The organism is Nocardia sp. NPDC050435, assembly GCF_040655395.1.
Lineage (GTDB): Bacteria > Actinomycetota > Actinomycetes > Mycobacteriales > Mycobacteriaceae > Nocardia.
The window spans coordinates 174,529-191,760 of sequence record NZ_JBFAJW010000002.1; the positions used below are offsets into that span (position 1 = coordinate 174,529).

General features: G+C 63.7%; 23 protein-coding genes and 1 tRNA gene. 9 read left to right on the forward strand and 15 right to left on the reverse strand.

Going from position 1 to position 17,232, the window contains the following annotated elements; genetic code table 11:
- Positions 1-3: 3 nt before the first annotated feature.
- The 9 genes from AB0I43_RS05150 to AB0I43_RS05190 all read right to left on the reverse strand — a co-directional run bounded on the left by AB0I43_RS05150 (position 4) and on the right by AB0I43_RS05190 (position 5,159).
- A complete protein-coding gene (locus AB0I43_RS05150) occupies positions 4-276 on the reverse strand; it encodes a hypothetical protein (protein ID WP_357431439.1) in 273 nt (90 codons plus the stop codon).
- A complete protein-coding gene (locus tag AB0I43_RS05155; RefSeq protein ID WP_357431441.1) occupies positions 273-854 on the reverse strand; it encodes an NUMOD4 motif-containing HNH endonuclease in 582 nt (193 codons plus the stop codon). Before AB0I43_RS05155 ends, AB0I43_RS05150 begins: the two co-directional genes overlap by 4 nt.
- A complete protein-coding gene (locus AB0I43_RS05160; protein ID WP_357431443.1) occupies positions 823-1,338 on the reverse strand; it encodes a hypothetical protein in 516 nt (171 codons plus the stop codon). The genes AB0I43_RS05155 and AB0I43_RS05160 overlap by 32 nt, the downstream gene beginning before the upstream one ends.
- Positions 1,335-2,240, reverse strand: a complete 906-nt coding sequence (locus AB0I43_RS05165) for a hypothetical protein (RefSeq protein ID WP_357431445.1) — start codon at positions 2,238-2,240, stop codon at positions 1,335-1,337. Before AB0I43_RS05165 ends, AB0I43_RS05160 begins: the two co-directional genes overlap by 4 nt.
- The gene (locus tag AB0I43_RS05170; RefSeq protein WP_357431447.1) at positions 2,230-2,673 is read right to left on the reverse strand and encodes a hypothetical protein; all 444 of its coding nucleotides are present in this window, start codon (positions 2,671-2,673) and stop codon (positions 2,230-2,232) included. Before AB0I43_RS05170 ends, AB0I43_RS05165 begins: the two co-directional genes overlap by 11 nt.
- Positions 2,673-3,041, reverse strand: a complete 369-nt coding sequence (locus AB0I43_RS05175) for a hypothetical protein (RefSeq protein WP_357431449.1) — start codon at positions 3,039-3,041, stop codon at positions 2,673-2,675. The genes AB0I43_RS05170 and AB0I43_RS05175 overlap by 1 nt, the downstream gene beginning before the upstream one ends.
- Positions 3,038-3,766 (reverse strand): RecT family recombinase, encoded by a 729-nt coding sequence (locus AB0I43_RS05180; RefSeq protein WP_357431451.1) that lies wholly within the window; start codon positions 3,764-3,766, stop codon positions 3,038-3,040. Before AB0I43_RS05180 ends, AB0I43_RS05175 begins: the two co-directional genes overlap by 4 nt.
- A 68-nt stretch (positions 3,767-3,834) precedes the next feature.
- Positions 3,835-4,209: an SLOG family protein gene (locus AB0I43_RS05185; RefSeq protein WP_357431453.1), complete on the reverse strand. Its 375-nt coding sequence runs from the start codon at positions 4,207-4,209 to the stop codon at positions 3,835-3,837.
- The gene (locus AB0I43_RS05190; RefSeq protein ID WP_357431596.1) at positions 4,206-5,159 is read right to left on the reverse strand and encodes a lambda-exonuclease family protein; all 954 of its coding nucleotides are present in this window, start codon (positions 5,157-5,159) and stop codon (positions 4,206-4,208) included. The genes AB0I43_RS05185 and AB0I43_RS05190 overlap by 4 nt, the downstream gene beginning before the upstream one ends.
- Before the next feature lie 439 nt (positions 5,160-5,598).
- Here AB0I43_RS05190 and AB0I43_RS05195 point away from each other — a divergent pair, with 439 nt between their 5' ends.
- A complete protein-coding gene (locus tag AB0I43_RS05195; protein ID WP_357431455.1) occupies positions 5,599-6,252 on the forward strand; it encodes a hypothetical protein in 654 nt (217 codons plus the stop codon).
- A 9-nt stretch (positions 6,253-6,261) separates the two neighbouring features.
- Here the strand turns inward: AB0I43_RS05195 and AB0I43_RS05200 are convergent, their stop codons facing one another.
- Complete coding sequence (locus tag AB0I43_RS05200) at positions 6,262-6,519, reverse strand: hypothetical protein (protein ID WP_357431456.1); 258 nt, start codon at positions 6,517-6,519, stop codon at positions 6,262-6,264.
- 866 nt (positions 6,520-7,385) lie between these two features.
- Here AB0I43_RS05200 and AB0I43_RS05205 point away from each other — a divergent pair.
- Entirely contained in the window at positions 7,386-7,703 is a 318-nt protein-coding gene (locus tag AB0I43_RS05205; protein WP_357431458.1) for a helix-turn-helix transcriptional regulator, read from the forward strand.
- A 77-nt stretch (positions 7,704-7,780) separates the two neighbouring features.
- On the opposite strand, the gene AB0I43_RS05210 is transcribed toward AB0I43_RS05205, so the two are convergent.
- Together AB0I43_RS05210 and AB0I43_RS05215 are read right to left on the reverse strand one after the other, a co-directional pair.
- A complete protein-coding gene (locus AB0I43_RS05210) occupies positions 7,781-8,233 on the reverse strand; it encodes a hypothetical protein (RefSeq protein WP_357431460.1) in 453 nt (150 codons plus the stop codon).
- The gene (locus AB0I43_RS05215; RefSeq protein WP_357431462.1) at positions 8,220-8,759 is read right to left on the reverse strand and encodes a hypothetical protein; all 540 of its coding nucleotides are present in this window, start codon (positions 8,757-8,759) and stop codon (positions 8,220-8,222) included. The genes AB0I43_RS05210 and AB0I43_RS05215 overlap by 14 nt, the downstream gene beginning before the upstream one ends.
- 861 nt (positions 8,760-9,620) lie before the next feature.
- On the opposite strand from AB0I43_RS05215, the gene AB0I43_RS05220 reads away from it, so the two are divergent.
- Complete coding sequence (locus AB0I43_RS05220; RefSeq protein WP_357431464.1) at positions 9,621-9,896, forward strand: helix-turn-helix transcriptional regulator; 276 nt, start codon at positions 9,621-9,623, stop codon at positions 9,894-9,896.
- 7 nt (positions 9,897-9,903) lie between these two features.
- On the opposite strand, the gene AB0I43_RS05225 is transcribed toward AB0I43_RS05220, so the two are convergent.
- A complete protein-coding gene (locus AB0I43_RS05225; RefSeq protein ID WP_357431466.1) occupies positions 9,904-10,953 on the reverse strand; it encodes a hypothetical protein in 1,050 nt (349 codons plus the stop codon).
- Between the two features lie 511 nt (positions 10,954-11,464).
- Between AB0I43_RS05225 and AB0I43_RS05230 the strand changes: the two genes are divergently transcribed.
- Positions 11,465-11,758: a helix-turn-helix domain-containing protein gene (locus tag AB0I43_RS05230; RefSeq protein WP_357431468.1), complete on the forward strand. Its 294-nt coding sequence runs from the start codon at positions 11,465-11,467 to the stop codon at positions 11,756-11,758.
- Positions 11,759-11,810: 52 nt separating this feature from the next.
- Here the strand turns inward: AB0I43_RS05230 and AB0I43_RS05235 are convergent, their stop codons facing one another.
- Positions 11,811-12,224 carry a hypothetical protein gene (locus AB0I43_RS05235; RefSeq protein WP_357431470.1) on the reverse strand — a complete coding sequence of 138 codons (414 nt, stop codon included), beginning with the start codon at positions 12,222-12,224 and terminating at the stop codon, positions 11,811-11,813.
- A gap of 35 nt (positions 12,225-12,259) precedes the next feature.
- Positions 12,260-13,867: a tyrosine-type recombinase/integrase gene (locus AB0I43_RS05240; RefSeq protein WP_357431472.1), complete on the reverse strand. Its 1,608-nt coding sequence runs from the start codon at positions 13,865-13,867 to the stop codon at positions 12,260-12,262.
- A gap of 608 nt (positions 13,868-14,475) precedes the next feature.
- On the opposite strand from AB0I43_RS05240, the gene AB0I43_RS05245 reads away from it, so the two are divergent.
- The 5 genes from AB0I43_RS05245 to AB0I43_RS05265 all read left to right on the forward strand — a co-directional run bounded on the left by AB0I43_RS05245 (position 14,476) and on the right by AB0I43_RS05265 (position 17,183).
- Positions 14,476-14,549, forward strand: a tRNA-Pro gene (locus AB0I43_RS05245).
- Between the two features lie 152 nt (positions 14,550-14,701).
- On the forward strand, positions 14,702-15,016 hold the full coding sequence (locus tag AB0I43_RS05250) for a hypothetical protein (protein WP_356971471.1): 315 nt from the start codon (positions 14,702-14,704) through the stop codon (positions 15,014-15,016).
- A complete protein-coding gene (locus AB0I43_RS05255) occupies positions 15,016-15,597 on the forward strand; it encodes a carboxymuconolactone decarboxylase family protein (RefSeq protein WP_356971472.1) in 582 nt (193 codons plus the stop codon). The genes AB0I43_RS05250 and AB0I43_RS05255 overlap by 1 nt, the downstream gene beginning before the upstream one ends.
- Before the next feature lie 470 nt (positions 15,598-16,067).
- Complete coding sequence (locus AB0I43_RS05260) at positions 16,068-16,583, forward strand: N-acetyltransferase (protein ID WP_356971474.1); 516 nt, start codon at positions 16,068-16,070, stop codon at positions 16,581-16,583.
- Between the two features lie 36 nt (positions 16,584-16,619).
- Entirely contained in the window at positions 16,620-17,183 is a 564-nt protein-coding gene (locus tag AB0I43_RS05265; protein ID WP_356971476.1) for a flavoprotein, read from the forward strand.
- The last annotated feature ends 49 nt before the right edge of the window (positions 17,184-17,232 follow it).

The window sequence follows — 17,232 nt, forward strand, 5'->3', positions numbered from 1 at the left end:
GAGTCATTCGGCGGCCAGCCCGTCTCGCCAGCGATAGTCGCCTCCGGCGCGCTCGTCGACGCGATAGTCCGGGTGTGCGATTCCGGCCATGACCATCGAGCCGCAGTACGGGCAGTGGTATTGCCCCAGCGGCACACCAACGAGTTGTTGGGGCTCCCACGGCCAGGCACACGGCTGACCGTCTTCGCCATAGGGGCCGTCGATATCGGGTTGCGGCAGAACGAGATCGACGGCGTCGGCCGGTGCGATGTCATGCCAGTTGCGTTGAATGCTCACGCGGCGGCCGCCGTATGGACGATCGTCTGGTGATAGTTGTCGGAAACCTTCTGCAGGTGCGGCTTCAGGTCGGGGTGTCGCCGGATGTAACTGCGGGCCCGGTCGCAGGCAAGGCAGAGGCGATGTCCGGTCTGCTGGTACCGGGCAGCGACAAGGTTGGGTTGGGCCAGGTCGTGGCCACGTGGGCAGCTGACCTTGGACGCGTTGTTGTGGGTGCCGTGCGCGAGTTTGTCTTGCTCGTTCTCCGATTGTGTTGCATACCTCAGGTTTTCGATCCGATTGTCGTAGCGATTGCCGTTGCCGTGGCAGGTGAACAGGCCAGCAGGGCGGGGACCGAGGAAAGCAGCGGCAACCAGACTGTGCACGCGTTTGGTTTCGCTGTAGCCGGGCCGACGCAGACGGACCATCGGGTAGTCGGCGCGGCGCGGGGTCATGATTCCGCCGGTGATACGGCGGCGGCGGCCGTCGCGCTGTTCGACGACGCGCGGCACGGAACGGATGCCTCCGTGATTGCTGGCTTGGTAGTAACCGACCCAGCCGGGGATGTCACGCCAGGTTTCGGGGTGTGGGCTCTGCACGGTCGAGTTCCTTTGCGGGGATCTCGCGCGCTAGAGCTGCACGCAACAAGTCTTGCCAGTTGTTTCGTACCCAGGCTTGCAGTTCGGCGACGTGGAAGGCGCGTTCGGCGGCCGGGTCGCCGTGGATGCCCTCGGGGGTGGGATAGCTTGGCTCCCAATCGATTCCGGTCACACGTTGGATTTGCCCGCTGTAGGGGTATTCGCTCCAGGTGCGAAAGAACTGCCGTAACCGCGCCTCCGAGGAGTTGGGGGGCATCGCGGCGACGAGTGTGATGACATCGCCTGGCATGATCGGAAATGGGTTCGGGCGCTGGTAGTAGATCCTCACTGCCGCAACGGCTTCCACGGGCCAGACATCAGCGTCGGTGAAGCAGTCCGCCCACGCCTGGATGCGGGCCGGGTCGGGATCGGGCAGTCGAGGGTCGAGCGCGCTGGCGTAGGCGTAGGCGCGGCTGGCGGCGTCGACGGCCGCCGGATTACTCATCCGGCGGCCTTCAATTCCGGCACAGAGTCGAATTCGACCGAGAATTCGGGCGCGAGGACGTCGGAGTTTCGAAGACGGCTATCGGATTCCGCGAGGAGCTGTTCACCGATTTGCAGTGCCGATTGCGCGCGTTCTTGTGCGGATTTCTTGATCGAACTTTTACGGCGCGGTGGCAACGGGAGATCGCGCCACCGTTCCTGATTCAGCCAAGTTGCGGGGTGCGGAATGAATTGCCGCTCGTCGCCGCTCGGCAGATTCGGGTCGAGAGCGAATGCCTTTGTGCGATCGTGCAGTTCTTCGAAGTCGACATTCTTGAGCGCCGATTTGAAACTTTTGAACGCGGCAGGTTTTCCGACCTTCCGAGGATACCAGGCCCACCACAGGTCGAACCAGATGTTCAGGTCGGGGGGCTTGGGGGCATCACTCTCGGTACGAGAGTGTTTCTCAGGGAAAAGATCGGAGTCCGTAGGACGGAGATCTTTTACTTCTTCTTCTTCCTCTGTTCGATGACAGACCGACTGGTCTGCGCCGGGTGCGGTGGTGGTGTCCTGTCGCCGCTGGCGGCGGGACTGACCAGATCGAACCCCTGCTGAACTGGCTTTTCCGCGCTTCTCGGCGATTTGGGCGCGGCTGCGCTGGTGCTCGGTGTAGTCAACGAAGCGGATGCCCGAACCGTCTTCGAGCCAGTCCACTCCGTCGAGTTTCCGCAACTTTTCCAGGACATCAGCGCGGCAGATCTGCCGCAAAATTGCAGCAGGAACGAACCCATCGGTGCGGTGGCGAGCACAGTACATCCACAGGCGAATCAATTTGAAGCGTGCCGAATCGGTCCATTCCGAGAATTTGGGATGATCCGGAAAGTCGAGAGTGAGGGTAATGTACTCACGAGGATCAGCGGGCATAACCTGCCGCCTTTTCCCCGGTTTCAGATTCCGATAAACGTATTGGGCGGCCACCTGCGTCAGCGGCCCGGACGGCTTCGCCCCACGCCTCTTTCTTATCCTGGGCGAATTGAACATGGCGAAGCCATCCGACTTCGGGGGCGTCGATATCGATTCCGTACATCGCCTCCAAAATGATTGCGATAGAGGAGTTTGATTGCGCATCCCAGCACTGCAGCACGTCGAGCGGAATGCCGATCCGCGCGGCAGCCTGCGCGATCAAGCATGAGGGTTTTCCGTCACGGACGTAATCGCATGTAGCGCCCGTCTCCCAATCACCCACCTCGTAGATATGACCCGGCCGTTCGGCAGCGACGGCACGGACTGCGCGCGTCAGAGCAGCGATGTCGATGGATGGGCTGCGCCGCCGCGCCTTCCAGATCAAGGCCGCCATTACGCCCCCCGGTTCCAGGTACGGAACAGTTCGTCGACGAACCTGACCGCTTCGCCCCATGAACGCCGGTGATCCTGCTCGAACTGCACGTGATCCAGCCACTGAACCTCCGATGACTCGCGGTCGACGCCCTCGGCTGCCAGGACATCTTCGATTCCGGTGAGGGTGCGCCCATCCCAATCCCGCAACTGGTCCAGAGAGACGCCGAGCCGCAAAGCGGCATGCCCGATCAGGCACGACGGCGCGCCGTTGCGGGTGTAAACGCAGCGTTTCCGGCCGTCCTCGGTGTACCCGTCATAGACATGGCGGGGGTGTTCGTTGGCGACGGCGCGGACTTCGCGTACCAGCGCGGCGGCGTCGATGCTCACGCCTGCTCACCTCCTTCGAGTCCAGCGGGGATTTCGAACACGTCGACGTCGTCGATCAGTTCGGCGTCATGGACCTCGGCCTCAGCGGCGACGACGGGCGCGCGGGGTGCGTCGACACGGGGACGCACCTCAGCCGAGGTGTGCACCCACGCCTCCAACTCCCGGACCGCCGTCTTGCGGTACATCACTCCAGTCACGCTCTGCCACGGCGAATCTCGACGATCCGCACCGAAGCTCTTGGCCTTGGCGGCTTCGATGCGTTGCGGCGTGGCGACGCCAACCGCCGAGGGCGACCCATCCCAGTGCACCGCGAAGGCATACGCGGACACCGGCCGTCCCCGATCGCCCTCGGCGGGTTCATGGTCGGGCAGATCGTCGGTCACCGGGTCGAATGAGAATGTGTCGTTTTCGTGGACGACCTGGGCGACAACTTTGCGGTAGTGCCCGGAATTGAGGATGCGGCGGATGATTCCGTGGTAGCCCTCTTCCCCGGAGATCGCGCCACCGCGCGGCACCAAGTAGAACTCTTTGGTGCCGGGGTCGTGTCCGAGTCGGGCGCATTCCAGCAGCGCCCGCATCAGACTCGCCCCTTGATCGCGGGCCACGATCTCCAGCAGTTTCGGGTTTTTGCGGACTGCCATCTGCGCGACCATGGCCCAGCGGTCGACGTCGTCGCGGATCGCGGCGGGCAGGCTCTTACCCAGTTCCTCGCGGTATTTGGCCACGACTCCGAGCGGGTTGGATTGCCGCGCGACTTCTTTCGAGATGGACGATTCAGCCACTCGTGTCTCCTCTATTCAGTTGTGGTGATGACAGTCAGTGGGATCTGCGCGCGCCGGATGCGCGCCATGCAGTCGGCGGTGCCTCGCGATCCAGGAATCCAGGCCGCGACCGCGTGCACGTATCCGCCGAGGTCGACCATGCCCTGGTTGCGGAGCACTCCGGCGGCTTTGCCGTGCGTGGCCCAGTCGGCGGGCATCGCTCGCACTGGAAGGCCGAGCCGCCGCCAAATCGTGGCGGCCATTCGGTCGGCTCCCCTGGCGTCGCCGTGAACCAGCTCCAGCGATTCGGGTCGGCCCAGCTGCTTCCACACCATGGTCAGATTCATCTGCAGGGTCAGATACTTTGTCCACGCTCGCGGGCCGGTGAACAACAACCGCTCGGTCATGCGGCTGCTTGGGCCAGGGATTCTGTTGCGGCGTCTTTGGGTCTCGGTGCCGACTTCACGTATGGGTCGCCGAAGGGGTTCTTCCACGGCCGGATGCGGTAGGCGACCGCCTGTTCACCGCTGGCGGCCTTCCACGCCGAGCCCATCGCATCGGCGATTTCGATGCGCACCTTGATGAGCTCGGCCTCTGCGTCCGCCGCCGCGTCCTGCACTGCCCACCAGCGATCGGCCAGTGCGGCGGGAATCTGGGCGATCACGGAACGATCGATGTCGGGGTGCAACTCACGCACAGCCTGATAGGTCGCGGTGTGGCCGTCCAAGTTCGGAAGCACATCCGCTTCCAGCTCGGCCCAGAACTGTGCTCCCTCGGAGATCAGGTACTCCAGATCCTCAGTACTGGGGCGGATTCGATAGGTGCGGGCATCATTACCGCCGATCAATGCCCGCAGAATCATGCTGTCGAGTCCGAGGACCGAGCAGTACCAGGCGATCTGGCATCGGTAGTAGATCGGGATGTTGTCGCTGCCCTCGCGGGGCCACTTCTCGCTGAAGTCCTCACCAGGGCACTTGATCTCGACACCGTCGACCAGCTCTCCGCTGGGTGACCAGATCAACCCGTCAGGGTTGGCGATCTGCCATGTCCGGAGCTTGTGCTGGTAGGTGGCACCTGTGGTCATCGTGTGTCCGGCGGGCAGGTGATGGGCCCGGAACTCCTCGAACACAACAGGTTCGAGCAGGGTTCCCCACTTCATCGGGCCTGTTTCCGTTACTGGGCGCAGGCGGTCCTTCTTGCGGTGCCACAGGCTGTAGCGGCTCTCCCAGGGAGAGAGCCCGACGACGGCGGCGATCTCCGACCCGCCGATGCCGTTGGCGCGGGCAGCGTGCCACTCCGGCGAACCGGCAGGGTAGGAACCGAGGAGGAGCGCGTCGTTGACGCTCGCGGGCGACATGCTCAAGCGATCATTCCTTAGTGCATGACATCCGATCCACGGGGCACGATTTAATTGCGACCTAATTCACGGACGTTAACGGAATGCACGCAACCGGCGATCCCGGCGAAATTCGCTGCGCAGAAAATGAGGGTCCAAACTCGCGCCGGACGCGCGACGTCAAGGGATAACCGAAGGCTTCCCCCGAAGCAGCCGAGCCTCTGAGACCCCTTTTAACCTGGGGTGTTGCTCGCTCACCGAGCATCATAAGCTTGTTCGCAGGGCGCTGTCAAACGGTCGTAGATTTCGTTAGAAAGATGCGGCAAAATCGTGGAGATTGCACGGCCGAGCACGCCTTTCTCTATACCTGTTGCCGATTGACAAAAAGTGCAGCCAAGCGGCAATATCTGTCGACGAGGTGACCGCAACCCGTGGCGGTCACACGTGCGTTAGGAGACCCATGGCGGAGCAACGGCGAGAAGTGCCAACGCCATGGAAAGAGGCTTTCCTAGCGATGGGATGGACAGCGCGCAAGGACACCCCGAGCATGCGTGCGGCGGCCGAGGCGATGGGCCTCAACGTAACCCAAGTTGTGCGTGCGATTTTCGGCACCGAGAACGGTTCGCGCGTCGCTGACACGACAGTGGACAAGATGGTCGCCGCGATGCTCCCCTACCTGATATCGCCGGATCTCCCCGAGGATCACCGGAAGGCCACTCCGCGTGAAACCTTGCTGGCATGGATCGATGTCAACGTAGACCTCAAGGTGAGGACTGCCGTCCGGCCGGAAATACTCAAAGCCATAGAGACACTGGGCGATCGGCCTGAACTCCTCGGCGCTGTTCAGACTCTGCACAATCGACCCGAGATACTGCAGGTCGTGCAAGCCCTGCACGAGCGGCCGAGGGTCCTCAAAGTGGTCCAGGCCCTCGGCGAGCATCCTGTATCCACGAAAGTCCTAGCGTGCCTAGACCGTCAGGACGTCGTCGCTTCCGAGCTGCTAGAAGTCATGGAATGGTATGTGGCTGCCGACTCAATCGACCGAGTCGACATGCTCCATCAAGCGCGGCAGGCAAAGCTGCGCCCGCCGACCCCACGCGCCGCGCTTCCGTAGGCCGCATCATCAGCCAGCCAACCCTTTCGGAGGTTTGCGCGAGATGATGGGCAACGGGATCGTGTCGTCTCCGTGGCTGGGCGGCATCACGACTGCCTGCTGACTCGATCTCCGCATCCAGTCCTGAGCGTGCAGCATCGTCTGAATGAAGAGCCCGAAGCGTTCGGAGAAGTAGTCGACTGCGCTGTCAGGATCGTCGGTGCGCCAGATGGTGACAACTGGCTCTCCCTCTTCCATCCGGCACTGAAAGCTGTATCCGTCCGCCATGCCTGGAACGTGTACGGGGAACGACCAGTCCTCCCCGGACGGAAACTGTCTCTCATTCCTCATCTGCGCGCCTCTCCCCGCCCTCGTTCGTGTCCGCCCCCGCCTGCGCGGTGAAGCCGTGCCGTGTCGAGCGACCCCCGCCCCCGCGCGGGGTTGCTCGCTGCGGCTGATTCCACACCTAGTCTTGGTGAGGGGTGCCTCTTCTCCGCGCCAGACCTAGCAATTCTCTGGATTTCCTTAGAAATCAAGATCATTCGCGGCGCGTTCGCACAGCAAATCATGTCGCCCGATACCGGCGCAAGCCTTGCTACAAAACTCGAAGAACTCGTTTTGATAACTTGCACAGGATGTGCAAGTCGTTGGGCTGCAACGCCTTTGCGCTGGCACAAATCCGGCCGCGCACTCGAATGGCATCGAAATTCCAACACCACCGCGCGCACCAAATCCTCCACCCTCCGGCCAGCGTGACCCGGCACCCACCTGGCACCACACCCGTCACGCCGCCCGTGCATCGAACGTGTGTTCGATGATGCCTCATCGACCTCGCGAATGCCAGTACCGGCTTCGCCCGGCATGGCCCTCGTCCACCGTCTCGCCCCCCGGCGCGAACTATGTCGTCCCGCTCTACCCACGGTTTTGAATCCTCATGCTCATGCGGTCAACAACCCACGAGGCTACCCCAAGAATTTGGCATCGCAATAGCGTTTAGCCCCTGCTCGCGTGCTACTGTCCAGTTCGAAAGTTGGCGCGCTCCAACGTCCTTCCGCGCTGGGCGGCCGTCGCCGCGTGCCGAGCAGATGGCGACAGGAGATCGACCGCTGAACGCCGCCGCACCGCATGGCCATGGCGCAACGCCGCCTGCGGCCATGGACAACGTCGCAAAGCTTCGATTGAACAGGGCCGTCGCACGCGCGATCAGGGAACTTCGAACTAAGAAGTGCATGACACGGCGACAAGTTTTCGAAGCGGCGAACGTGCAAGAGAACACTTACAGCAACTTCGAAAACGGTGTCACCTTCCCGAATTCAGGCGTCCTGGAAGCGATCGGGCTGGCCCTGGGCACGACAGCCGCAGGACTGATCAACGCCGCCAAGCGCACCATCAACGCCGAAATGCAAGATTGCGCATCGAAGGCCCCGGACGGGAAATCCCAAAGTGCGCATGCGCCTGCGTCGAATGCATGAGCCGCCCGCAGCCGAAATCAACGGTGCGGCAGAAGAATAGGACCCTCCGGTTTTTCTGCGGAATTGCGCTCATGATTTCAACGGCGGGCGTTGACCGGTCCGATGTCCTCAGGGCCGTCCGCATCCGGCTCGTACCGGTCTTCTATGGAGACAGCTGCGACGCCTGGAGCTGCCGTAGCAAGATCGTTGAGGTAGTCCGATAGAGGCGCAACCCAGGCCGCTGGCAGTGCGGGATTGAACTGCGTTGCGGTGCCATCGGCAACCCAGCCATCCAGCAGGGTGCAGTGGTGGTACCAGGCGAGAACCCGCACGCCTTCAGGCACCGAGAACGGCATCGCGGTCATGTCCTGCCAGCCTGCCAAGACAGCGATCTCGGCCGCGCGGCCCTGGGCCCTGAGCACGCGGGCTACTTTGTCGGCGGTCGGTTCGCAGTCGCCGTCGCGAGCTCGCACGGGGGCGTGCTTGGCCAGTGCCGCGTGAAGGGCCTGCACAACTTCGGAATCGGGGTTCGACGGCTCAGAGTTCTGCATGACTTCCCGCTGTCGTGACTGCCGTGCCCTGGCGCGGCCGCCCTATGTTCGCCAGCGCGTCGGCCGGAAGCTGTTTGCTCAAGATCGGCGCGAACCAATCCCGATGAGTGAAGACCCCCTGGCCGCTCAACGGGGGCCACCAGGTCGAATCCGCGAAGGCGACGCCGAAGTAGGCAACACCGTCGTCGGTAGTCGGGTCCACCACGACGCCGTCAGAATCGACGCACCATCCATGGTCGACACAGAAGTAGCTGCCGCCGCTGACGATCACCATGACGCCCTCGGCGTAGGCCAATCCTGGATAGACCCGGGCAGTGGTGGCGGCGTTTCCCCAACAGCCCTTCTTCGGCATCTTCTTCACGGCGTGCGGCAGCGGGCCCGGTGTGAAGAATCGGCCGTGCTGTGCCAGGAGCTGGTAGTGAGACTTGTAGACCCAATCGGAAGGTCCCTGTGCATCGAGGAGTCGAGACATGGTGTCGACGAAATCGAGAGCGGATTCCTCGGCCCCCAGACCCGGCGTGAACATCAATCCAGTCTTCCACAAGGAATAGGGAAAGAGATTGGTCTTGATAGCCTCCCAGGCCCTGCCTCCCATTTAGCCGCTCACCGCTTGCTACCCCAACGCCTCTAGCCTCACGTCCACCGGGGACGCAAGGCTTTCGGACACCACTCTCACGCTGATCAGGCTGTGAAGGTGGCCGCGTCGCCGAGTCGACGCGCTTACGTAGTGAGCACATACTCGGAGCAGTCGGTTTGCGGCGGACCCGCCAGATAGCGCCGTCTTACTCAAGTCACGAGGGGGTGCGAAATCTCCTGCCAGAACGACGTCCGGCCACCGCAACAACTGTGGGGCGGCCTGTACGGACCAAGGGGTTTTCACGGCGTCTCAGGCTGCAACCGATGGACAAGCCTGCCTGGCGCTCCCGGTTCGCTTGGGGCGCAGCGCAGGACACTGTCACTGGTGCGGACGACTCCGCGTTTCAACGCACAAACCGGGGCCTAGATGGGCCTGGGTCGCTCTTCGCGCTGCAGGGAATCCCCATTGTGCGACAGGGGGATTCACGCGGACAACCGTCACGTATCACCGAAGGGGCGCGTGACGGAATTCCCTCATGGCAGAGCCCACCACCAGGCGACCAAGAGCAGGACGGTATAGCTGGCGGCGCAGGCCAGCGCGATCAGGTGAGCCTTCAGCGACGACATGGTGCGGAGCCGAGGTAAGGGTTCTGGCGGGACGCCGAGGGTTCTGCGGCAGGTTCTGCACGTTCGCAGCGAGCTTGATTGCCTAGAGTTTCCGGCTTTGACTATCCATTGGTCATTGCCTATTGCGGCCATGGGCCGAAGCTACACAGTTGACCAATGATTGGTCAATGACTAGCTTGTGGTCATGGGCGCTCTCGAACTCGACCATGCGATACTGGCCCGCATGGACAGTCCGGGGACACGGCCGCGTTGGGAGACCGCTGACGCGCTGCGCCTATCCCTGCGTCATGCCGGGATCACCCCCGCCGACATGCGCGAACACCTCGGCGTCTCCCGTCAATCCATGACGAACTGGCTCACCGCCCGAGGCCGTCCAACCCAAGCAGTGCTGCGCGCTTGGGCCGCGAAAACCGACGTCCCCTACGAATGGCTCGTCGACCCCGAACAGGTCTCCCCCTAGCCCGCGACTACTTCGACTTCCGGCGTACGGGGCTGATCGTCGCCGGAGCTTCAACCATGTCGACGTCATCGACGTTCACATAGTAGGGAGCCTTGAACCGCACAATCGGCGTCGTGCGACCTGCGCCCGTCCAGTACGTCTGGAAACCAGGACCCCGCCGGTGAGGAACTTGTTTAGACCCGGTGTTCGAGCCCGAGCCGGAAGAAGCGTCTGCCGCCTTGGCCCGAGCACGGTGAAGCGCAGGTCCGAGCTTCCAGCCGACGTTCAGCATCTTGACCGGCTTGCCATCCTTGGTCACGTTCCGGCGCTTGACAGGGCCGAGCGACGGCGCGATATCAGACTCCTCAGTGCACATGTACACCAAAACCCTGATCGCCAGACCGATCTGCTCTCGCATCCAATCCCGAAGTCCATCGCCGAGCGGAGCAGCAACTCCACTCCGAAAGCCGTCAAGAGTTCGTTCGATCGCGTCCTCGACCGTGAACCTCTCCATGTCGGTCGGCACAGAAACACGAAGGGATTCATCGCCCCCCTCGTCGAGCTGCGTAATGAACACCAAGCCCAGCTGACTGCGACCCTCGTCGTCGGTCGAGCAGATATGGGTTCGCCCCTCAGACAGCCGCCCGAAGGTATGGAAGCCGAGCACCCGGCCGGTAAGCCCATCAGAGGTGGTCGTGGGTATCGGCTCAGCGAAGAGCACGAGCGGATTGGCATGGGGCAAGTAATCGAACAGCACGCCGGGCAGCTCATCAGACTTTGCGCGCGCCAACTCGGCCAGCATCAAAGGGTGCAGCGCGTACACGTGCTTGCCTGACATCGACCACAACCGGCGGATCGCCATATCAATGCTCGCGTTGGCGACCTCGTCGGCGATGCTTTGATCAGGGATACGCGCGTCAACTTCGAACCGGGTCGGCTTTCCCTCCGAGATCTCGACCACGTTCGTCCAGTAGCCAAACTTCCGAAGAATCGCCACGGTCCCCGCGCTGTACTCCTCGATATGCGCAAGGACGTCGGCGGCCGCGCCCGCCAAACCGATATCGGTGTCCAGTCCCACCAGCTCATCCTAGCCAGGCACAGACACACTCCCAGGTCGCCCCAGTGCCACACATCGGAATGGGATTCAACAGCTCGCGATGCTCAAAAGGTCCGCCAGACCCGGTCACACGCACTTGCGAGATCCGTTGACCAACAGCTGCATTCGTGCAAGACTCCCCAACACAGGCCGTCATGGCCTGATCACTTGCGCGTGAATTGACGTGCGACATCCACCACGTCCGACAGGACGATTCAAATGGAGTCGCGCATGCTTCATCCCGTCCCCGCAGCCTGTTCGCCCTGGAAGTCACTGGGATGAGCCGGACAAGACTCGACCCGCGCCGCACAGACATCCGCTGGGCACTCGACAACGGATGGGCCTTCGACCGCGTTACTAAGTCGGGCCACCTCAGATTCATCCACACCCATACCCAGGTCACCGCCCACCTCGCCAAGAGCCCCAGCGACCACCGAGGGCCCGCGAACTCGATCGCCAGACTGCGCCGGAAACTGCGACAGGCAGCAACCGCATGAGCCTGCCGCAGCTGTACACCGCCGAACAAGTCGCGGACGCTCTCCACCTCGAATCCCCCGCCTGGCTGGAGGATTCAGCACGATCCGGCACGATCGCCCATGTTCGTCTCGGTCGACGGCTCCGCTTCAGCGCCAAGCACGTCGAATCGCTGATCGCTGCCAACGAAAAGGGAGTCGATACTCCGCTCCCCAAACCAGCCCCACGACGTACGCGTGGCAACGAGCCCACGACAGCTCCACAACCTCGTCGTTTGCAGGCGCGGGTACCCGCAAGGATGAGGAATCTCTAGAGGCAACAAGGCCGCCCCGTCTGCGCTGCAGTCGGGGCGGCCTCCCTAGTTCCTAACCCTCAGATCCAGCGAGACGCTGGTTGTAAGCCTCCATCGCGTGTCGTCCGTGCTCCTCCATCTTGGCGAAGACCTCGGCCGGATCAACTCCGGCCGCTCGCACGCTCACCGGTTCGAACCGAACTGGAGACATGTGCTCCTTGATGATCTCCAGAAGCTCTGCCCTGTCGTGTCGTCCCAGAACGGCCGAGCTGACCGCCTCCGACAGCGCCAGGAATGCGGCGGCTAGTTCGCCGTGAGCGATGGTGTCCAGCACCACAATCCGCTCAAGGTCGACGTACTCAGGTTGCGTAGACAGAGATTCGCGCGTGTCTTCCAGGCAATCCCCCATGTGCTTCAACGCTTTTGCCGCCTTTTCAGCGGCTTTCGTGACACTCACCAGATATGTATCCGTGTTGATCTCCGACATGCCGACAGGCTAGCCATGCCCGCCGACAGCCAGCCTCACGCAGCGATTTCAACAACGTGCCCGGCCACCTGGTCCCTGGCCCGTTCGCGCAGCAAACCGTCGAGCACCGAGACCGGTGAACCTGCCGAGATCGCCAACCGCCGATCGAGAGTTTCGAGCCACACCGAGGTGAGCTCGCCCATCAAGCGATCGATCATGGGCTGCGTAACGTGCGTGTACTTGGCCTGGACCGTCTGGTCCTCGTGGCCCATGATGGCGTCGATGAGGACTTTGGGCGTGCCCAACTCTTCCAGCAGGGTGCGCAATGAATGCCGAAGGCCATGAGGTGTCATGTCTTTGGCCAACGCCAGCCAACACGAATCCGAGCGGCTGTGTGCATCGCGTCCACGAACCGGAGTACCTGGAAAGCTGTCCGCACTGATTGGCACAGGCCGCGCGGGCTGCCGCTCGCCCTTGCGCGGATACCAGCCGGATACAGCCGGGGTGTACAGCCAGGTGTAGAAGCCTGAACGTCGCCAATGCGCGGCGTCGAGGCCCGTGGTCGGTGCGGTATAGCCCAACTCGTCGGCGGTGCGCTGCACGCGCCTCCTGGTCAGCTCTGGCACCTTGGGGTCCCCGCGAAACACGGCCGATACGGTGCCGACCGACAACTCCGCGCGCTCGGCGATCATCTTCTGAGTAATGCCGCTGGAACTGCCCCGGCTGCGACGCTTGGCTTGCCCGCGAAACACGTGCACCAGCCCGTGGCACTCGCACGGCTGCGGGTTGGTGCGCTCAATGAAACCTGAAAGCATCTGTGCAAGAAACCCCGGCAGGTAGACGTCACGCTGCGACTCGTTCTTCGGCTCGCACTTGACGAACGTCCCCTTCACCTCGGCCAGTTGCCATTCCACGCGCAACTGCTTGAGGCCAACATAAGGGACTTCCAAGCCACGCAGCTCCCCCAGACGCATCCCCGTGAAGAACTTCAGAATCGTCGCCACGAACTCATCGTCGCGCCCGGACAACAACGCCATGCGCTCGGCGATCAGCAGCGCACCGAGGGCATTGGTGATCACCTTCTCCGGTGCCCGGTGCGCTTTGCGACCGGTCCGCCGCCCCCGGTTACGCGGACGTTCGGCAGGGTTTGAGGTGATCTTGCCCGCGCGCGTGGCGTCGGCCAGGATCACGTGCAAGAGCGCTCGATAGGTCCGGATGCTCTCGGCCGGATAGCCGTGCTTACGCAACTCCTTCTCCCAGTCCACCACTGCTTTTCTGGTGATCTGCGACAGCGGCAGAGGGCCGAAAGTCGGCAACAAGTGGCATTGGATATGGCTCTCGTAGTTGGCCACAGTGGTCACCGCCAAATCCTGTTCCCTAATCCAGTCCTCGACGAAGTCCGCAAACGTCTGCTCATCCTCGGACGTGCTCAGCAAAACTGAGGCAGAAGTCGTCGCCACAACCGCCTGCCTCACCGCTGGCGAGGGGCTTGCGTCGACGAGCTGATGCTTCAGTTTGAGTTCGGCGAGCTGAATAGCTTCCAACGCAAGGGGTTTTGTGGCGTACCGCATCGGCTTGCCGTGGGCGTCACGAATGGTCTCGTACCGGCCCGCAGAGACTCGGTAGCGCGCCTCGAAGTAAGTGCCCCGGTCGATCGCAGGCATCAGGGCACCTGCGGTGTGATGGCCTGTGGGCAGGCGTGAGTTGCGAATTCGGATGGTGCGGCAACGGATGACATAAGCGAAATCTCCTGGCGTCGCGCGCCGAAGGTCGGCGCGAGGGAGGGACGGGGGCGGCGACACGACACACCAAGGTGATGGTTGTAGCCGGAGTTTCGCGCCGATCAAGTCCCTCGACGCCCTGCGGGAGATACACCAGCAGGTCAGTTGCGATAGCCACACAAGCGTAACCAGGGAATCGACTGCGGCGCAATGTGCTTCGCTTGTCCTCGGCGGCGGCCGCCGACACGAAGTCACGACACGCCGTAAATCTCGCCTATATTTGGCCTACGGTCGCTACCCATTAGCTCGTCAACCCGATCGGCTCAGGCGCATCGCCGGAATCTCGGCAAAATCTCGGTAAAAATTTGCCTACCGAACCGCGCCGAACCCTACCCAGATCGGTCGAACGGACTGGCGGCCTCGCACCCGCCAGCCGGGAGGCGACCTGCCGCCGCCGCGTCGGAGGCTCTGCATTTACCCACGTAGATCGTCGTTCTTACTGGTTGGACGCAAGCCTGCCCGGTCCCGTAGTGTCTGTCCGGACAGCTTCACGGGGTGTGGCGCAGCTTGGTAGCGCGCTTCGTTCGGGACGAAGAGGTCGCAGGTTCAAATCCTGTCACCCCGACTCGTGTGGTTGAGACACGATACGGCTCCCAGCCTTCACCGGCTGGGAGCCGTTCTGTTTCCCGGAACTCCTGCACCGTTCCGCCCTCCGTCCTATCGTGGGCTCGCCGGAACAACCAGCTGAAGCCTGATCGGCGGGAGGCGGAATTCGCTGTGCCACACGAGGATCCCAAGCAGGCCGCGCATCGCGCCCTGGTCGAGCGCATTCTGCACGGTCCGGGCCGGGCCGCGCCGGACCAGCGCGCCGGCGCGTTCCACCACACCGAGGTGCCCGCCGCCGTGCGGACGCTGATCGACAAAGTTGTCACGAACTCGGCCGCGATCACCGACGCCGACTTCGCGGCCACCGGGTACAGCGACGACGAGTTGTTCGAACTCGTGGTGTGCGCCGCCGTCGGCCAGTCGACCCGGCTCTACGACGCGGGCCTGGCGGCGTTGGCCGAAGCCACCGGCCCGGAGCACCCCTGATGCGCCCGGACATCCTCAACCACGGCTATCGCCCCGGCACCAAGCTGCTCTTCGCCCTCCTCCGCCTGGTCACCCGCCAGCCCCTGCCGGACGCCGCGAAACTCGTCTTCTACCGGCCGGACTTCTACGGCGACCACGCCAAGAAATTCACCCACGAGGCCATGCGCGGCCCCTCCGCCTGGTCGGTCGCGGACCGCGAACTCATGGCGGCCTACATCTCCCAGGTCAACGACAGCCCGTTCTGCGTCGCCGCCCACACCGCGACCGCCACCCAGGCCTACGCCGACCAACCCAAGGTCGAGGCCATACTCTCCGACCTGGACTCCGCCCCCATCGACGAGAAGCTCCGCGCCACCCTCCACATGCTCGCCAAGCTCACCCGCGAATCGACCATCACCGCGGCCGACATGCGCACCGTCCTCGCCACCGGCGTCACCCCTCAGCAAATCGAAGACGCCCTCGCCGTCAACGCCGCTTTCAACACCACCGACCGCCTGGCCAACGCCTTCGCCTTCACCCTCCTCACCCCCGAAGCCAACCAATCCGGCGCCACCTACCTCCTCAGGCGCGGCTACAAATAGCGCGATGTCTCCAAACTAGCGACAACTTCGCGCACCCCGTCTTCAGATTGAAGACATCGAGACAAGGAGGGCGCGATCTTGCTCTATGCGATTCCTGAACCGGATTCCTTCGACCGAGCGGTGCTGAACAGCATCTGGCTAGCGCCGAGACGCCCTCGCTCTGCAATGCGTGTTCCCAGGTCTCGCGCGCCCGGGGACCGGTAGCTGGTCACCCGAGCACGATGCCCGGCTGTGGCTGAAATTCACGCCGGCCTGGGCGCGACTCGATCACCTCGTCGCCGAATACAGGCTGCCCGAGCGGATCTCGGACGCGCTCTACGACGCCTCATCGGCAGCGCATCCGCCGCCGCGGGGTATTCGGTCCCCGCTGCTCAGGCCGTAGCAGACGGTGACGACCGTTCACGACCAGGGATTCAGTACGGGCCGGGTGTCCGCGAGGCCGGGGGCAGGGGCGCGGTTAGGTTGTGGGGATGAGCGGTGGCGCGTGGGTGACGCGGGTGGAGACGGCGGCGGATGTGGACGCGGTCCGGGAGGTGGTGCGGGCGGCGTTCGAGACGGCGGACGAGGCGGAGTTGGTGGATGCGTTGCGGGGGGATCCGGCGTGGATCGAGGGGTTGTCGATGGTCAGTACGACCGCCGAGGGGGTGGTGGTGGGGCATGCGTTGCTGACGCGGTGTCATGTCGGGGAGACGCCGGCGTTGTGTTTGGCGCCGTGTTCGGTGTTGCCGGAGTATCAGCGGACGGGGGCGGGGGCGGCGGCGATCCGGGCGGTGCTGGCGGCGGCGGCCGCGCGGGGTGAGCACGCGGTGGTGGTGCTGGGGCATCCGGAGTACTACCCGCGCTTCGGGTTCGAGCGCGCGTCGGCGTACGGCATCGAGGCGAGTTTCGAGGTGCCGGACGAGGCGCTGATGGCGCTCGGCCTGGACGGGGATCGGCCGCTGCCCAGCGGAGTCATCCGCTACGCGGCCCCGTTCGGCATCGACTAGCCTGCGGCACCGGCCGTTCGGGTTCACCATGGATGGATGAACGAGCACGGCCGGCCTGTCCTGTACGCGATCGCCACCGGATCGACGGCGGCGCGGGATATCGGGAAGCTGGTGGAACTGGCGCAGTCCGACGACTGGGAGGTCTGTGTGGTCACCTCCCCGGCGGGGCGGAGGTTCGTGGACGTGGCGGCGCTGGAGCGCCAGACCGGTTATCCGGTGCGCAGCGAATACAAGGAGCCGGACGCGCCGGATCTGCTGCCGCCCGCCGACGCCATGATCGTCGCCCCGGTGACCTCGAATTCGCTGGCCAAGTGGGCCGCCGGGATCTCGGACACGCTGCCGCTCGGGCTGCTGGTGGAGGCCGTGGGCAAGGGGCTGCCGGTGGTGGCGGCGCCGTTCTCGAACCGGGCGCAGCTGGAGTTCCCGGCGATCCAGGAGGCGATCACCCGGCTCGCGGAGTGGGGCGTCATCGTGGTCGGCGGCTCGGATATCGCCGAACCGCACGAACCCGGTGAGGGCGCGCAGCAGCTCCCCCTGTTCCCGTGGACCGGGACCTGGCAGGCGCTGCTGACCCATCCGCGGTATCACCGCCCGACATAGAACGCGGCCACCTGCGTAGACATCCGTTTTGCACATTTGTACTAGACAA

Bases quoted from the DNA above. Each gene is read 5' to 3' on its own strand.
- AB0I43_RS05160 (WP_357431443.1), bottom strand. From the start codon at position 1,338: ATGAGTAATCCGGCGGCCGTCGACGCCGCCAGCCGCGCCTACGCCTAC.
- AB0I43_RS05165 (WP_357431445.1), bottom strand. From the start codon at position 2,240: ATGCCCGCTGATCCTCGTGAGTACATTACCCTCACTCTCGACTTTCCG.
- AB0I43_RS05170 (WP_357431447.1), bottom strand. From the start codon at position 2,673: ATGGCGGCCTTGATCTGGAAGGCGCGGCGGCGCAGCCCATCCATCGAC.
- AB0I43_RS05185 (WP_357431453.1), bottom strand. From the start codon at position 4,209: ATGACCGAGCGGTTGTTGTTCACCGGCCCGCGAGCGTGGACAAAGTAT.
- AB0I43_RS05190 (WP_357431596.1), bottom strand. From the start codon at position 5,159: ATGTCGCCCGCGAGCGTCAACGACGCGCTCCTCCTCGGTTCCTACCCT.
- AB0I43_RS05195 (WP_357431455.1), top strand. From the start codon at position 5,599: ATGGCGGAGCAACGGCGAGAAGTGCCAACGCCATGGAAAGAGGCTTTC.
- AB0I43_RS05200 (WP_357431456.1), bottom strand. From the start codon at position 6,519: ATGGCGGACGGATACAGCTTTCAGTGCCGGATGGAAGAGGGAGAGCCA.
- AB0I43_RS05205 (WP_357431458.1), top strand. From the start codon at position 7,386: ATGGACAACGTCGCAAAGCTTCGATTGAACAGGGCCGTCGCACGCGCG.
- AB0I43_RS05210 (WP_357431460.1), bottom strand. From the start codon at position 8,233: ATGCAGAACTCTGAGCCGTCGAACCCCGATTCCGAAGTTGTGCAGGCC.
- AB0I43_RS05215 (WP_357431462.1), bottom strand. From the start codon at position 8,759: ATGTTCACGCCGGGTCTGGGGGCCGAGGAATCCGCTCTCGATTTCGTC.
- AB0I43_RS05220 (WP_357431464.1), top strand. From the start codon at position 9,621: ATGGGCGCTCTCGAACTCGACCATGCGATACTGGCCCGCATGGACAGT.
- AB0I43_RS05230 (WP_357431468.1), top strand. From the start codon at position 11,465: ATGAGCCTGCCGCAGCTGTACACCGCCGAACAAGTCGCGGACGCTCTC.
- AB0I43_RS05235 (WP_357431470.1), bottom strand. From the start codon at position 12,224: ATGTCGGAGATCAACACGGATACATATCTGGTGAGTGTCACGAAAGCC.
- AB0I43_RS05240 (WP_357431472.1), bottom strand. From the start codon at position 13,867: ATGCCTGCGATCGACCGGGGCACTTACTTCGAGGCGCGCTACCGAGTC.
- AB0I43_RS05255 (WP_356971472.1), top strand. From the start codon at position 15,016: ATGCGCCCGGACATCCTCAACCACGGCTATCGCCCCGGCACCAAGCTG.
- AB0I43_RS05260 (WP_356971474.1), top strand. From the start codon at position 16,068: ATGAGCGGTGGCGCGTGGGTGACGCGGGTGGAGACGGCGGCGGATGTG.
- AB0I43_RS05265 (WP_356971476.1), top strand. From the start codon at position 16,620: ATGAACGAGCACGGCCGGCCTGTCCTGTACGCGATCGCCACCGGATCG.